The 14716-nt window shown below is 66.9% G+C and carries 13 protein-coding genes; 10 read left to right on the top strand and 3 right to left on the bottom strand.

Annotated elements, in window-relative coordinates:
• Positions 1-102 precede the first annotated feature (102 nt).
• Positions 103-1059, bottom strand: coding sequence for an anthranilate 1,2-dioxygenase regulatory protein AndR (andR, locus tag DIE12_RS27675; protein WP_124488772.1), 957 nt, complete (start codon positions 1057-1059; stop codon positions 103-105).
• A 210-nt stretch (positions 1060-1269) separates the two neighbouring features.
• Between andR and andAc the strand changes: the two genes are divergently transcribed.
• The 5 genes from andAc (at position 1270) to DIE12_RS27650 (ending at position 6057) form a co-directional block, all read left to right on the top strand.
• Entirely contained in the window at positions 1270-2541 is a 1272-nt protein-coding gene (andAc, locus tag DIE12_RS27670; protein WP_044847583.1) for an anthranilate 1,2-dioxygenase large subunit AndAc, read from the top strand.
• 17 nt (positions 2542-2558) lie between these two features.
• Positions 2559-3044 carry an anthranilate 1,2-dioxygenase small subunit AndAd gene (gene andAd / locus DIE12_RS27665; RefSeq protein WP_044847552.1) on the top strand — a complete coding sequence of 162 codons (486 nt, stop codon included), beginning with the start codon at positions 2559-2561 and terminating at the stop codon, positions 3042-3044.
• 25 nt (positions 3045-3069) lie between these two features.
• Positions 3070-3396 carry an anthranilate 1,2-dioxygenase ferredoxin subunit AndAb gene (andAb, locus tag DIE12_RS27660; protein ID WP_044847551.1) on the top strand — a complete coding sequence of 109 codons (327 nt, stop codon included), beginning with the start codon at positions 3070-3072 and terminating at the stop codon, positions 3394-3396.
• Positions 3386-4606 carry an anthranilate 1,2-dioxygenase system ferredoxin--NAD(+) reductase gene (gene andAa / locus DIE12_RS27655; protein ID WP_124520321.1) on the top strand — a complete coding sequence of 407 codons (1221 nt, stop codon included), beginning with the start codon at positions 3386-3388 and terminating at the stop codon, positions 4604-4606. Before andAb ends, andAa begins: the two co-directional genes overlap by 11 nt.
• A gap of 164 nt (positions 4607-4770) precedes the next feature.
• A complete protein-coding gene (locus DIE12_RS27650; protein ID WP_124520320.1) occupies positions 4771-6057 on the top strand; it encodes a DUF445 domain-containing protein in 1287 nt (428 codons plus the stop codon).
• A gap of 48 nt (positions 6058-6105) precedes the next feature.
• On the opposite strand, the gene DIE12_RS27645 is transcribed toward DIE12_RS27650, so the two are convergent.
• A complete protein-coding gene (locus DIE12_RS27645) occupies positions 6106-6405 on the bottom strand; it encodes an addiction module antidote protein (RefSeq protein ID WP_006750245.1) in 300 nt (99 codons plus the stop codon).
• 3 nt (positions 6406-6408) lie between these two features.
• On the bottom strand, positions 6409-6726 hold the full coding sequence (locus DIE12_RS27640) for a type II toxin-antitoxin system RelE/ParE family toxin (protein ID WP_124520409.1): 318 nt from the start codon (positions 6724-6726) through the stop codon (positions 6409-6411).
• A gap of 381 nt (positions 6727-7107) precedes the next feature.
• Here DIE12_RS27640 and DIE12_RS27630 point away from each other — a divergent pair, with 381 nt between their 5' ends.
• The 5 genes from DIE12_RS27630 to DIE12_RS27605 all read left to right on the top strand — a co-directional run.
• Entirely contained in the window at positions 7108-8748 is a 1641-nt protein-coding gene (locus DIE12_RS27630) for an acetolactate synthase large subunit (protein WP_044847547.1), read from the top strand.
• A 28-nt stretch (positions 8749-8776) separates the two neighbouring features.
• The gene (locus DIE12_RS27625) at positions 8777-10210 is read left to right on the top strand and encodes an aldehyde dehydrogenase family protein (RefSeq protein WP_124520318.1); all 1434 of its coding nucleotides are present in this window, start codon (positions 8777-8779) and stop codon (positions 10208-10210) included.
• A gap of 244 nt (positions 10211-10454) precedes the next feature.
• Positions 10455-12038, top strand: a complete 1584-nt coding sequence (locus DIE12_RS27620; RefSeq protein ID WP_044847545.1) for a Na+/H+ antiporter — start codon at positions 10455-10457, stop codon at positions 12036-12038.
• Positions 12039-12543: 505 nt separating this feature from the next.
• Complete coding sequence (locus tag DIE12_RS27615) at positions 12544-13677, top strand: hybrid sensor histidine kinase/response regulator (RefSeq protein ID WP_044847544.1); 1134 nt, start codon at positions 12544-12546, stop codon at positions 13675-13677.
• Between the two features lie 122 nt (positions 13678-13799).
• The coding region (locus DIE12_RS27605; RefSeq protein ID WP_148091649.1) for a methyl-accepting chemotaxis protein at positions 13800-14716 on the top strand (917 nt) is incomplete at its 3' end.

The following is a 14716-nucleotide window of genomic DNA, read 5'->3' as shown; positions in this document are numbered from 1 at the left end:
CGTAGATGCAGGCGCGCAGCGAGCCGATCAGGCCGGTAAGGCGCTAAGGCAGCAAGGCAGCAAGGCAGCAAGGCAGCCGAGCCCGACAAGCCCGGCACCCGCCTACCGCATCCCGTCGAGCGTCTCCGACGGCGATTCGCCGAATTTCTCCCGGTACGCGATCGCGAACCGCCCGAGGTGCGTGAACCCGCAATCGAGCGCGATATCGGCGATCCGTCGCTTGGACGCCGACCCGCGCAGCAACTCCCGCGCATGCTCGAGCCGCGTCGCGCGCAGGTATTGCATCGGGCTCATCCCGCGGAACTGCAGGAAGGCGTCGCGCAGCGTCCGCTCCGGCACGTTGGCGGCCTGGACGATATCGGCGAGCTGCAGCGGTTGCGCGTAGTGCGCGTTCACGAACTCCTGCGCGCGCCGCACGAACCCCGGCGCGGGATCGAGGCGCGCGCTCGGTACCGACGGCGGGTGGCCTTCGATCAGCAGATCGATCAGCAGGTGCTCGAGCTGCGACGCGACGCGCGGGTTGGCATTCGCACGTTCGAGCAGCTCGGGCGAGCGGGCGACGAGCATCAGCTGCTGGCGCCACGCGGCGAGCGCGGCATCGCTGATGTGCAGCACGGGGTCGAGCATCGCGCGCGGATCGCCGGTCAGCGAGCCGACGGTCGCGGCATCGATGCGCAGCACGAACTGCTCGCAGTCGGCGGAGAGCACCGCGTCGAAGCGCTCGCCGGGCGCGCACAGCACGCCCGTCTGCCCGTCGACGCCGAGCCGGCGCCCCATCGCGTGGACTTCCGCCTGCCCGGACAGGCAGAACATCAGCAGGTAATAGCCGTCGACGGCGTCGACCTGCACGCGCATCGCGTCGCCGAACGCGATGGTGCCGATCCCGAGGCCGCCGAGCCGGACGAAATCCATATGCGATGCGCCTTGCACGCGCCCGCTCGGCAGCAGCGCGTGCGGCTGCATCACGCGCGAGATCCGCTCGCGCGTCTCGTCGAGATCGCGGGATTCGAACAGCCGGTGCGCGCGCAGCGCAAGCGGCTCGAACGACGTTGGGGACATGGGCATCGGCCTTGGTGTGGACGCGCGCTTCGATCCGACGAATGGGTCGCGATCGTGCGCCGGGTCGCGTGTGTCGCCATGCTAGCGCAGAAATCCGCCGAAAGTGGATATTGCGCCGCCGCAATCACACTTTCCGGATAGACGCCGAATATTAGCTTTTCAAAAATCGGCTCCATGGAATCAACGAAACGGAACCACAAGGAGTCCGACATGGAGCAGACAGAATCGCCCGTCGTATTCGCCACGCGTGACGACGCGTCCGATGTGCGCTTTCCGCACGAAGACGGTTCGCGCGTGCCGTACAAGGTGTTCAGCTCGCGCGCGGTCTACGATCGCGAGCAGGAACGCATCTTCCGCGGGCCGACCTGGAATTTCGTCGCGCTGGAAGCGGAAATCCCGAACGCCGGCGACTTCAAGAGCACGTTCGTCGGCGATACGCCGGTCGTCGTCACGCGCACCGAGGACGGCACGCTGTCAGCCTGGGTGAACCGCTGCGCGCACCGCGGCGCGCAGGTCTGCCGCAAGTCGCGCGGCAACGCGAGCTCGCACACGTGCGTCTACCACCAGTGGAGCTTCGACAACCAGGGCAACCTGCTCGGCGTGCCGTTCCGGCGCGGCCAGAAGGGGATGACCGGGATGCCGGCCGACTTCGACCCGAAGCAGCACGGGCTGCGCAAGCTGCGCGTCGACAGCTATCGCGGGCTCGTGTTCGCAACCTTCAGCGACGACGTGGCGCCGCTGCCCGAATACCTGGGCGAGCAGATGCGTCCGTGGATCGACCGGATCTTCCACAAGCCGATCGAGTATCTCGGCTGCACGCGCCAGTATTCGAAGTCGAACTGGAAGCTGTACATGGAGAACGTGAAGGATCCGTATCACGCGAGCATGCTGCACCTGTTCCATACGACCTTCAACATCTTCCGCGTCGGGATGAAGGCGCGCTCGATTCCCGATGCGAACCACGGGCTGCACAGCATCATCACGGTGACGAAGACGGGCGACGACACGTCGGCCGCGTACAAGCAGCAGAACATCCGCTCGTTCGACGAGGGTTTCCATCTCGAAGACGAGTCGATCCTCGATCTCGTGTCGGAATACGACGAGGACTGCACGAACCACATCCAGCCGATCTTCCCGCAGCTCGTGATCCAGCAGATCCACAACACGCTGGTCGCGCGCCAGATCCTGCCGAAGGGGCCGGACAACTTCGAGCTGATCTTCCACTTCTTCGGCTACGCGGACGACACGCCCGAGCTGCGCGCGCTGCGCATCAAGCAGGCGAACCTCGTCGGGCCGGCCGGCTACATCTCGATGGAGGACACGGAGGCGACCGAACTCGTGCAGCGCGGCACGGTGCGCGACGCCGATGCGACGTCGGTGATCGAGATGTCGCGCGGCAACCCTGACCAGCAGGACACGGTGATCACCGAAAGCCTGATCCGCAAGTTCTGGGTCGGTTATCAGAAGCTGATGGGCTATTGAAGCGGGAGCGCGGAACGATGGAAAACCTGACGGAAGACATGAAGACGTGGTTCGAGATTTACATGCTCCAGAACCGCTACATCGGCCACCTCGACAACGACCGGCTCGAACGCTGGCCGGAGATGTTCACCGAGGACTGCACGTACGAGATCGTGCCGAAGGAGAACGCGGATCTCGGGCTGCCGGTCGGGATCGTCCACTGCACGAACCAGCGGATGCTGCGCGACCGAGTGGTGTCGCTGCGGCACGCGAACATCTTCGAAGAGCACACGTACCGGCACATGACGTCGGGCCTCACGATCGTCGCCGAACGCGACGGCGAGATCGACACCGAGAGCAACTACGTGGTCGTGCAGACGCGCAGCAACGGCGAATCGAACGTGTACCAGGCCGGCAAGTATTACGACACGGTCGTGCGCACGCCCGACGGGCTGCGCTACAAGACCAAGCGCGTGATCTACGACACGTCGCGCGTGCAGACGCTGCTCGCCACCCCGATCTGACCGATCCGACAGCCAAGGAAACGACATGACCGAAGCAACCCTCGCCGAATGGCACCCGCTGGGCACATTCGACGAATTCTCCGAAGACGAACCGGCGGCGCGCGTCGCCGGCCAGAAGCCGATCGCGGTGTTCCGGATCGGCGACGAACTGTTCGCGATGCATGACCTCTGTTCGCATGGTCACGCGCGCTTGTCCGAAGGCTATGTGGAAGACGGCTGCGTCGAATGCCCGCTGCACCAGGGGCTGATCGACATTCGCACGGGTGCGCCGAAATGCGCGCCGATCACCGAGCCGGTGCGGACCTATCCGATCCGGATCGTCGACGGGCAGGTGGAAGTCAATGTCGGCTGATCCGTTCGTGATCGTCGGCGCCGGCCACGCGGCGCGGCGCACGGCCGAGGCGCTGCGCGCGCGCGACGCCGACGCACGCATCGTGATGATCGGCGCGGAGCGCGAGCTGCCGTACGACCGGCCCGCGCTGTCGAAGGACGCGCTGCTGTCGGACGGCGGCGAGCAGCGCGCGTTCATCCGCGACGCCGCGTGGTACGACGCGCAGCGCATCGAGTTGCGGCTCGGCTCGCGCGTCGACGCGATCGACCGCGCCGCGCAGCGTGTGCGGCTCGATAACGATGCGACGGTGCCGTACACGCGGCTCGTGCTCGCGACCGGTTCGCGCGTGCGTGCGTTCGGCGGGCCGGTCGACGAAGGCGTCGTCCCGCATTACGTGCGCACCGTGGCCGACGCGCGTGCGTTGCGCGCGCAGCTCGCGCCGGGGCGTCGCGTGGCGGTGCTCGGCGGCGGCTTCATCGGCCTCGAAGTGGCGGCCGCGGCGCGCCAGCTCGGTTGCGACGTGACGGTGATCGACCCGGCTGCGCGCCTGCTGCAGCGTGCGTTGCCGGAAGTCGTCGGCGCGTATGCGCGGCAACTGCATGACGCGCGCGGCGTGCTCTTCCAGATGGCGACGCTGCCGCGCGCGATTCGCCGCGCACCGGGCGGCGGCGCGATCGTCGAGACCGATCGCGGCGACGTGCCGGCCGATATCGTGGTAGTCGGGATCGGCGTCGTGCCCAATGTCGAGCTCGCGCAGGCGGCCGGCCTCGAGGTCGACAACGGGATCCGTGTCGATGCGGGATGCAGGACGGACGATCGCGCGATCTTCGCCGCCGGCGAGGTGACGATGCACTTCAATCCGCTGCTCGGTCGCCACGTACGGATCGAGTCGTGGCAGGTCGCGGAAAACCAGCCGGCCGTCGCGGCCGCGAACCTGCTCGGCGCGGACGAAACCTATGCCGAGCTGCCGTGGCTGTGGTCCGATCAGTACGACTGCAACCTGCAGATGCTCGGGCTGTTCGGCAGCGAACGGACGACCGTCGTGCGCGGCGATCCCGCGAGCGGGCCGTTCACGGTGTTCGCGCTGGGCGACGACGGGAAGATCGTCGCGGTGGCCGCGGCGAACCTGGGGCGCGACATCGGCGCGTCGCGGCGGTTGATTGCGGCGGGGGCCGTGCCCGATCCGGCGAAGCTTGCCGATCCGGCGGTGAACCTGAAGACGTTTCTCTGAGGCAACGCGCGAATGCGGCCGGGGCGGCCGTGTTCGCGTCGGATCGCTCAAACGCAGCAGGAAACCCGTTCGGGACAACATTCCCGGCGCGCGCAATGCGCTCGGGTTTGTCGCGGGCCGGCGATCGGTGCATATTAGCGGCATTGCCGTTTCACCGGTCGCCCATGACGACAGACAAAGCCCTCGAACTGAAACGCAGCAAGCGCCGCGCGCTCTGGCTGCTGCTGGCCGCCGTCGCGGTATTCGTCACGACGATCCTGCTGCCGCGCGGCCCGTGGGTCGACGGCTTCAAGGCGGTGGCCGAGGCTGCGATGGTCGGCGCGCTCGCCGACTGGTTCGCGGTCGTCGCGCTGTTCCGCCGCGTGCCGATCCCGTTCGTGTCGCGCCACACCGAAATCATCCCGAAGAACAAGGACAAGATCGCCGACAACCTCGCGGTGTTCGTGCGCGAGAAATTCCTCGGCCCCGACGCGCTCGCCGCGCAGATCCGCCAGCACGATCCCGCGCAGAAGCTCGGCGCATGGCTCGGCGAGCCCGCGAACACCGACGCGCTCGGCGGCTACGTGACGAAGCTGATGAGCTTCGCGCTCGACATGACCGACGACGCGCGGATCCAGTCGTTCGTCCACGACGCGTTCCGCGCGGTGATCGACCGGATCGACCTGTCGCAATCGGCCGGCGCGATCCTCGACACGCTGACGAAGGACGGCCGCCACCAGGCGCTGCTCGACGACGCGATCGAACAGGTGGTCGACGTGCTCGACAAGGAGGAGAACCGCGAGGTGATCGCGGGCTTCATCGTCGAATGGCTGAAGACGCAATACCCGAAGATCGAGAAGATCATGCCGACGCAGTGGTTCGGCGAGAACGGCGCGCGCATGCTGGCGAGCGCGGTGAGCAGCGTGCTCGAGGGCGTGGCGGCCGATCCCGAACACGAGCTGCGGCAGCGCTTCGACCGCACGGTCGTGCGGCTGACCGAGCGGCTGAAGCACGACCCGGCGTTCATCGCGAAGGGCGACGAGATCAAGCGCTACATCCGCGATGGTGACGCGTTCAACGACTACGTGCGCGATCTGTGGGACCAGTTGCGCGCATGGCTGAAGGCCGATCTCGCACGGCCCGATTCGACGCTGCACCGGCAGGCCGCGACGCTCGGCGGCTGGCTCGGCGCGCGGCTCGCGGAGAGCCCGGCGCTGCGCGCGTCGCTGAACGAGCACATCGAGAAGGCCGTGCACGAGATGGCGCCGGATTTCGCGGATTTCCTGATGCGTCACATCCGCGACACGGTGCGCAACTGGGATGCGCGCGAGATGTCGCGGCAGATCGAGCTGAACATCGGCAAGGACCTGCAGTACATCCGCATCAACGGCACGCTGGTCGGCGGGCTGATCGGGCTCGGGCTGTATCTGGTGTCGCTGGTGCCGCGCTGGGCCGCGGAGTGGCTGCATTGATGCGGCCCCGAGCGTCGAGCATGTGGCGCGGCATCGTGTGCCGCCGCATCACGCGTGCGCTTTCGCGCCGTGCAGTTGCAGGCCGAGCGCCTTGATCACCTTCAGGATCGTGCCGAAGCTCGGATTGCCGTCGTGCGACAGCGCCTTGTACAGCCCTTCGCGCGACAGGCCCGCGTCGCGCGCGACCTGCGACATGCCGCGCGCGCGGGCGATCACGCCGAGCGCATGCGCGATGAAGGCCGGGTCGTCGCCGGCTTCCTGCAGGCAGGCCTCGAAGTAGTCGGCCATGTCGTCGTCGGTCTTCAGGTGTTCGGCCGAATCCCACGGCCGGGTCTTGATCTTGTCCATCGGTTACTCCAGATCGAGCCGCTCGAGCATCGCGTGGGCGGCGCGGATGTCCGCCTGTTGCGTCGACTTGTCGCCGCCGCAGAGCAGGATCACCCATATCGTTCCGCGCCTGACGTAGTGGACGCGATAACCGGGGCCGTGGTCGATACGCATTTCGACGACGGGCGAGCCGGCGGATTTCCAGTCGCCCGGATTGCCCATCGACAGGCGGTCGATGCGGGCCTGGATGCGCCGCCTGGCGACGCGATCCTGCAGGCCGGCAAACCACGCGTCGAAGACATCGGTGGTCCGGATACTGAACGTAGGGGCACTGTAGGGCATGGATCTCGGCATGTCAACCATGGTTCACAGGTTCGATGAATGAAATTGGCTTGCCCCCGACGATAGGGCCGCGCGCGCCGCTTGAGGTCGAATTGGCCGTCAGGCCGACCCTTTCGCGCGGCCGGACCCGGCCATTCGGCCGAAGTCGGAATTCCGCGAATCCGTCTACAATCAAAAACGTCCTTGCCGCCCGCGCGTGCTTGCCGCGCGCGGGTGAATCCGTTTGTCCTCCTGCACAGGGAGGCGCCGCTGTGCGTTGCACGGCGGGCAGTGCCGTGGTCAGTGTCCAGTAGGTAAAGCGTCCGCGTGCCGTAGGCCGGCGCGCGTTCTGAACGTCGCGCGCCCGTAAGCCGGCCAGGCGGCATCAACCGAGAGTCCCCCATGAAAGCATCGGATCTGTTCGTGAAGGCGCTGGAAGCCGAAGGCGTCGAGTACGTGTTCGGCATTCCCGGCGAGGAAAACCTCGATCTGCTCGAATCGCTGCGGCGCTCGAAGATCAAGCTCGTGCTGACCCGGCACGAGCAGGCGGCCGGGTTCATGGCCGCCACCTACGGCCGCCTGACGGGCCGCACCGGCGTGTGTCTCGCGACGCTCGGGCCGGGCGCGACCAACTTCGTGACGGCCGCCGCGTATGCGCAGCTCGGCGGCATGCCGATGCTGATGATCACGGGGCAGAAGCCGATCAAGTCCAGCAAGCAGGGCCACTTCCAGATCGTCGACGTCGTCGACATGATGCAGCCGCTCACGAAGTTCACGCGGCAGATCGTGTCGATCGGCAACATTCCGTCGGCGGTGCGCGAGGCGTTCCGCCGCGCGGAGGAGGAGCGCCCGGGCGCCGCGCACCTCGAACTGCCGGAAGACATCGCGCACGAGGAGGGCGACGGCAAGCCGATTCCGCGCAGCTACAGCCGGCGGCCGGTGGCGGAGGAGAAGGCGGTCGCGCACGCGGTCGACGCGATCCAGGCCGCGCGTCACCCGCTGCTGATGATCGGCGCGGGCGGCAACCGCAAGACGACCTGCAAGATGCTGCTCGAATTCGTCGACAAGACGGGCATCCCGTTCTTCACGACGCAGATGGGCAAGGGCGTGATCGACGAAACGCATCCGCTGTGGCTCGGCAACGCGACGCTGTCCGACGGCGACTTCGTGCACCGCGCGATCGAGCACGCGGACTGCATCATCAACGTCGGCCACGACGTGATCGAGAAACCGCCGTTCTTCATGCGCACGGACGACAAGACCGTGATCCACGTGAACTTCCTCGGCGCGCAGGTCGATCCCGTCTACTTCCCGCAGATCGAAGTGGTCGGCGACATCGCGAACGCGGTGTGGCAGATGAAGGAAGCGGTGACGCCGCAATCGCACTGGGATTTCGAGCGCTTCAAGATGATCAAGGCGCATTTCGACGCGCACCTCGAGAAGGGCCAGCACGATCCGCGCTTCCCGATGTACCCGGTGCGGATCGTGAACGACTTGTACAACGCGCTGCCGGTCGACGGGATCGTCTGTCTCGACAACGGGATGTACAAGATCTGGTTCGCGCGCTACTGGCGCGCGCACGAACCGAACTCGCTGCTGCTCGACAACGCGCTCGCGTCGATGGGCGCCGGCCTGCCGTCGGCGATCGCGACGAAGATCGTGCATCCGCAGCGCAAGGTGATCGCCGTCTGCGGCGACGGCGGCTTCATGATGAATTCGCAGGAACTCGAAACGGCCGTGCGGCTGAAGCTCGACATCGTCGTGATGATCCTGCGCGACGATGCGTTCGGGATGATCCGCTGGAAGCAGGAAAACATGAACTTCCCCGATTTCGCGATGACGCTGAAGAACCCCGATTTCGTGTCGTATGCGCAGAGCTACGGCGCGCACGGGCATCGCGTCGAAGCGGCCGACGATCTCGGGCCGCTGCTGCGCGACTGCTTCGCGACGCCGGGCGTGCACGTGATCGACGTGCCGATCGACTATTCGGACAACGAGCGCGTGCTCAACCGCGAAATCAAGCGCCTGTCGGCGCAACTCTGAATCCGCCGTTCACCGGAAGGAGCGTTCCATGCTGAAGGATACCTATCCGTACTATCTGGCCAACGAGGCCGTCTACGCGAACACCGATCTCGAAGTCACCGACAAGTTCAGCGGCAAGGTCGCGACACGCGTCGCGCTGGCCGACGCGAAGGCGATCGATGCGGCCATCGGCGCGGCGGTCGACGCCGCGAAGCCGATGCGCGAGTTGCCGGCCTACAGGCGGCAGGCGGTGCTCGACCACTGTGTCGCGCGCTTTCGCGAGCGCTTCGACGAGCTGGCCGAGGCGCTGTGCATCGAGGCCGGCAAGCCGATCAATGATTCAAAGGGCGAAGTGACGCGGCTGATCGATACGTTCCGCGTCGCGTCCGAGGAGTCGGTGCGCATCGACGGCGAAGTGATCAACCTCGAGATCTCGGCCCGCGCGCAAGGCTACACCGGCTATACGCGGCGTGTGCCGATCGGCCCGTGCTCGTTCATCTCGCCGTTCAACTTCCCGTTGAACCTCGCCGCGCACAAGGTCGCACCGGCGCTGGCCGCTGGCTGTCCGTTCGTGCTGAAACCCGCGAGCCGCACGCCGATCGGCGCGCTGATCATCGGCGAGGTGCTCGCCGAAACCGACCTGCCGAAGGGCGCATTCTCGGTGTTGCCCGCGCATCGCGACGGCGCGGACCTGTTCACGACCGACGAGCGCTTCAGGCTGCTGTCGTTTACGGGCTCGCCCGCCGTGGGCTGGGCGCTGAAGGAGAAGGCCGGCAAGAAGAAAGTCGTGCTGGAGCTCGGCGGCAACGCGGCGGCGATCGTCGACGCGGACCAGCACGACCAGCTCGACTACGTGGTCGAGCGTCTCGCGTTCGGCGCGTATTACCAGTCGGGCCAGAGCTGTATCGGCGTGCAGCGGATCCTCGTGCATGCGGACCTGTACGACGCGCTGCGCGACAAGCTGGTCGCGAAGACGCGTTCGCTGAAGATGGGCGATCCGAAGGATCCGTCGACGTTCGTCGGCCCGATGATCTCGGAATCCGAATCGCGCCGCCTGTCGGGCTGGATGGATGCGGCCGTCGCGGCGGGCGCGAAGATCGTCGCGGGCGGCAAGGTCGACGGCGCGATGTTCGAGGCGACGCTGCTGGAAAACGTCGGCCGCGAACAGGACCTCTACCGGAAGGAGGCATTCGGTCCGGTCGCGATCCTCGAGAAGTTCGAGCGCTTCGACGATGCGCTCGCGCGCGTCAACGACAGCGACTTCGGCCTGCAGGCGGGCGTGTTCACCGATTCGCTCGCGCATGCGCAGCGCGCATGGGACGAACTGGAGGTGGGCGGCGTCGTGATCAACGACGTGCCGTCGTTCCGCGTCGACAACATGCCGTATGGCGGCGTGAAGGATTCGGGGCTCGGCCGCGAAGGGATCCGCTACGCGATCGAGGACATGACCGAGCCGCGCCTGATGGTCGTGCGGCGCCGCTAGCGCGAGAGGCGCCGCATGACGGCACGCGGGCGGGCGCATCGCGCCGGCCCGCGTGCCGTTTTCGTTTCGGCGCACACCGACGGATCGCGGCGATGTCCGCCGTGCGCCATCGTCGTGGCAATGCGGGCCGCGCCGGCCGAACGCGCTCGACTGCACGCATCGCATCGTGATGTAATCGCGCGAAATGGCCAACCGGGGTACGACACCGGCTGGCGTGCGCATTCATTCCTCACGAGGTCGATTCATGTCCCCCGTCTCGGCATTCAAGCTGGTTCTGTTGTCATTCCTCGCGATCGTTGCGCTCGAATACATCGCCAAGCGGTTGCGGTTGCCGCCAGCGGCCGCGCTGCTGATCGGCGGCATCGGCATCGCGTTCATTCCCGGCCTGCCGCCGATCAACCTCGATCCGGAGCTCGTGCTGCTCGTGTTCCTGCCGCCGCTGCTGATGGACGGCGCGTATTTCACCGTGTGGGAAGAGTTCAAGCGCAATGTGGGCGGCATCCTGCTGCTCGCGATCGGCGCGGTGGTGTTCACGACGTTCGCGGTCGGCTTCGCCGTGCACTGGGTCGTGCCGTCGCTGCCGTGGGCCGCGTGCTTTGCGCTCGGCGCGATCGTGTCGCCGCCCGATGCGGTGGCCGCGAAGGCGGTGCTCGAACGCGTCGCGCTGCCGCGCCGTCTGATGGTGCTGCTCGAAGGGGAGAGCCTGCTGAACGACGCGGCGGGCCTGGTGCTGTTCCGCTTCGCGGTCGCCGCCGCGCTGACGGGCGCGTTCAGCCTCGAGCACGCGGTCGTGCGTTTCGCGGAACTCGGGCTCGGCGGCGTCGTGGTCGGCTTCCTGGTCGGCAAGCTCGTCGTGTGGTTCCTGAAGCTGCTCGACGACGACTACCTGGTGGTCACCGTCGCGGTGATCGCCGGCTGGATCGCATACATCGCGGGCGAGATGGCCGAGGTGTCGGGCGTGATCGCGACGGTCACGACCGGCATGATCGTCGGCTGGCATCAGCACGAGGTGTTCTCGGCGGCCGTGCGCACGCGCGGCACCGCGTTCTGGCAGGTCATCGTGTTCCTGCTCGAAGCGCTGGTGTTCGTGCTGATCGGGCTGTCGCTGCGCGGCGCGATCCACCGGCTCGGCGGCTTCGAGCAGGTGCTCGCCACGATGATGCCGGCCGTGCTCGCGGTGCTGGCGGCCGTGATCGTATCGCGCTTCGTGTGGATCTATGCCGTCGAGGTGCTGAAGTGGCCGGTGCGCGGGATCGTGCGGCGCGGCGGCGCGCCCGACTGGAAGGCCGCGACGGTCATGAGCTGGGCCGGCATGCGCGGGGTCGTGACGCTGGCGATCGCGCTGTCGTTGCCGGAGGCGCTGCCGGGCCGCGACGTGATCCTGGTCGCGTCGTTCGCGGTGATCCTCGTCACCGTGCTGCTGCAGGGCACGACCATCGGGCCGCTGATCCGGCTGCTGCGCCTGCCGCAACGCGAAGAGCGCGCCGCGCACCACCTGACCGAGCCGCAGACGTGGGCGCATATCGAGGCAGCGCAGCTCGCGGCGATCCAGCCGCTGGTGCGCGACGACAGCGGCAACGTGATTCATCCGCGCCTGCTGGAGCAATACACGTATCGTGCGGAGCTGACCGAGCGGGCGAAGAACGAGCCCGAATATCCAGCGGAGGTCCGCGTCGCGCACTACGACGTCGTGCTGGCCGCGATCAAGGCCGGGCGCGCGGAGCTGCTGCGCCTGCATCGTACGGGCCGCATTCACGACGAGATGCTGCACATGGTCGAGCGCGATCTCGACCTGCAGGAAGTGTCCGCGCAGCACGCGCGCGGGTAAGCGGCCGCGCGGCTGGGCGTGAGCGCACGGCCGCCTTGCTGCGCCACCGGCGCCGGCCGGCGGCGTTCGATGCGTGCCGCGTCGCGGCCGATCCGGTGGCGGCGCGCGCTTTTCTCCTCTCCACCTTCCCCATTCCGTCGCATCGAAATCCGGTCCCGATACGTTCGACGGGCGGCCTTGCAGCGCATGCAAACCTCATGGCGGCGGCTTCGCAAACGTTGTCGTCTTTCGCGCCAGGAAATGATCTGATTTATCTGAATTCCGCTCTCTCACCATATTTGGCAAAACTAAACCGGAAGGAGATAGATGCTGTGTTCTAATTTCATTTAGAATCAGCCGGTTATCTTTATTGAGAGAAAGCGCGCGGAGGTAATGCGACCGTCGTCGGGGTGAATTCGGCGTTCGGATCCCCGCGAGGCAATGCCGACAGGCCAGTTCGGCAACACAGGCGGATTTCTCTGCCGCCATGTTTTAAGATGGCGTCCAAGTCGGATAAACAACTCCTATGAAAGAATCAATTGGAGATTTGGCGTTTGAAACGGTATTTATGAAAGAATCCAGCGGTGAAAATGCGCCGGATTGTCTCGAATCGGGGCTATCGGTTCTGCTCGTCGACGATCAGCCGTTCGTCGGCGAGGTGATCCGTCGCGCGCTGCGCAGCGAGCACGATATCGACCTGCATGTGTGCACCGACGCACACCGGGCGATGGCGGTCGCGCGCGACGTGAAGCCGACGGTCATCCTGCAGGATCTCGTGATGCCGGACATCGACGGCCTCGACCTCGTTCGCGCGTGGCGCGCGAACGCCGACACCGCACGCGTGCCGATCATCGTGCTGTCGGCGAAGGAAGAGCCGATCGTCAAGCGCGAGGCATTCATCGCCGGCGCGAACGACTATCTCGTGAAGCTCCCGGACGCGATGGAGCTGACCGCGCGCATCCGCTATCACTCGAATTCGTACCTGATGTCGCGGCAGCGCGACGAAGCGCTGGATTTCCTGTCGCACGACATGCGCTCGCCGCAGACCTCGATTCTCGCGCTGCTCGAGGTCTACCGGACCGAGCACGGCGACATGCCGGCGATCATGGAGCGCATTGCCGGCCACGCCCGGCGCGCGCTCGCGCTCGCCGACGGCTTCATCCACCTGACCCGCGCGCAGTCGGAACGCCGCGCGCACGAGGTCCTGAGCCTCAACGAGATCGTGCTCGACGCGGTCGACCAGCTGTGGGAGAAGGCGGCCGGATTCGGCAGCCGGGTCGTTGCCCACGTGCCCGGCACCGAGTGCGTGACGATGGGCGACCGCATGATGCTCACGCGCGCGGTCGCGAACCTGATCGACAACGCGCTGAAATACGGCCCGGCCGGTACGGACGTGCATTGCACGCTGAGCGACGATGACGGTGCCTGGCTGATCGGCGTCGAGGACGCCGGCTCCGGCATCGCGCCCGAGCAGCGCACGGCCGCGACCGAGTCGTTCGTGCGGCTCGAATCCGCGCATGGCGCGGCGCGCGGCGGCTTCGGCCTCGGGCTTGCGTTCGTCCGCGCGACGGCCGCGCGGCATCGCGGCCAGATCCTGATGCGCAATACGGCGCGCGGCTTCATGGTCGCGCTTCGGCTGCCGGCACAAGCGGAGCGATGATTTCGCGGCGCGGCCCGCCGGTGCCGCGTTGCCCGCAGACCCCGATGCGCTCGTGGCGCGCCGTCCGGCGCGCAGGCGGGCGCGGATTTTTTCAACGCTGATTTTGAAAGCCCATAACGAACATGGCCACCGTGACGCCCCGCGCGACCAATGAAAGCCTGCACACGACGAGCGGCGCCGCCCGGCTGACGCTCGGCAACCGTATCCTGATCAGCTTCGGCGTGCTGTTCGTGCTGATGCTGGTGATGGCCGGCGTGTCCTACGAGCGCCTGCGCGCGATCAACAGCGAAGCCGTCAGCATCGAACGCGATTCGCTGCCCGGCGTCTATCTCGCGGCGTCGCTGCGCGGCGCGGTCAACGAATCGTTCACGGCGCTGCAGCAGGCGACGTTCGTCGACACCGATCCCGAACTCGTGCAGCGCGATTTCGCGAAGATCGGCGAGGCGCTCAAGGAGGTCGAGTCGTTGTCGGTCGACTACCAGAACACGACGTTCCGCGATGACGACCGCCAGCGCTTCGCGACGTTTCGAGGCGCCTTCGACCGCTACCTGCCGCTGCTGAACGACGCGGTGCAGAAGAGCCGCGTGTCGCGCGAAGAGGCCGTCGCCGCCTATGCGAAGGTGCAGCCTTCATGGGCCGAGGTCGTGCGCAACGCGAATATCCTGGTGCAGGAGAACCGCAAGTTCGCCGACCAGTCCGCGAAGCTGATCCGCGAATCCGTGCAGGACACCGAGGTCGTGCTCGCGACCGCGCTGGCGATCGTGCTGCTGTCCGCGCTGGGGCTGGGCTACGGGCTGTACCGTTCCGTCACCGTGCCGATGACGCGGCTCGTCGAGGTGCACGACGTGATGCGTACCGGCAACCTGACGCGCCGCCTCGACCTGCGCCGCCGCGATGAATTCGGCACGCTCGAGACGGGCTTCAACCGGATGGCCGACGAGCTGACCGAGCTGGTCGCGCGCGCGCAGCAGTCGTCGCTGCAGGTGACGACGTCGGTCGCCGAAATCGCGGCGACGTCGCGCGAGCAGCAGGCGACCGC

This window comes from Burkholderia sp. Bp9015, from assembly GCF_003853505.1.
Lineage (GTDB): Bacteria > Pseudomonadota > Gammaproteobacteria > Burkholderiales > Burkholderiaceae > Burkholderia.
This window is presented reverse-complemented; position numbering and strand designations above follow the sequence as displayed.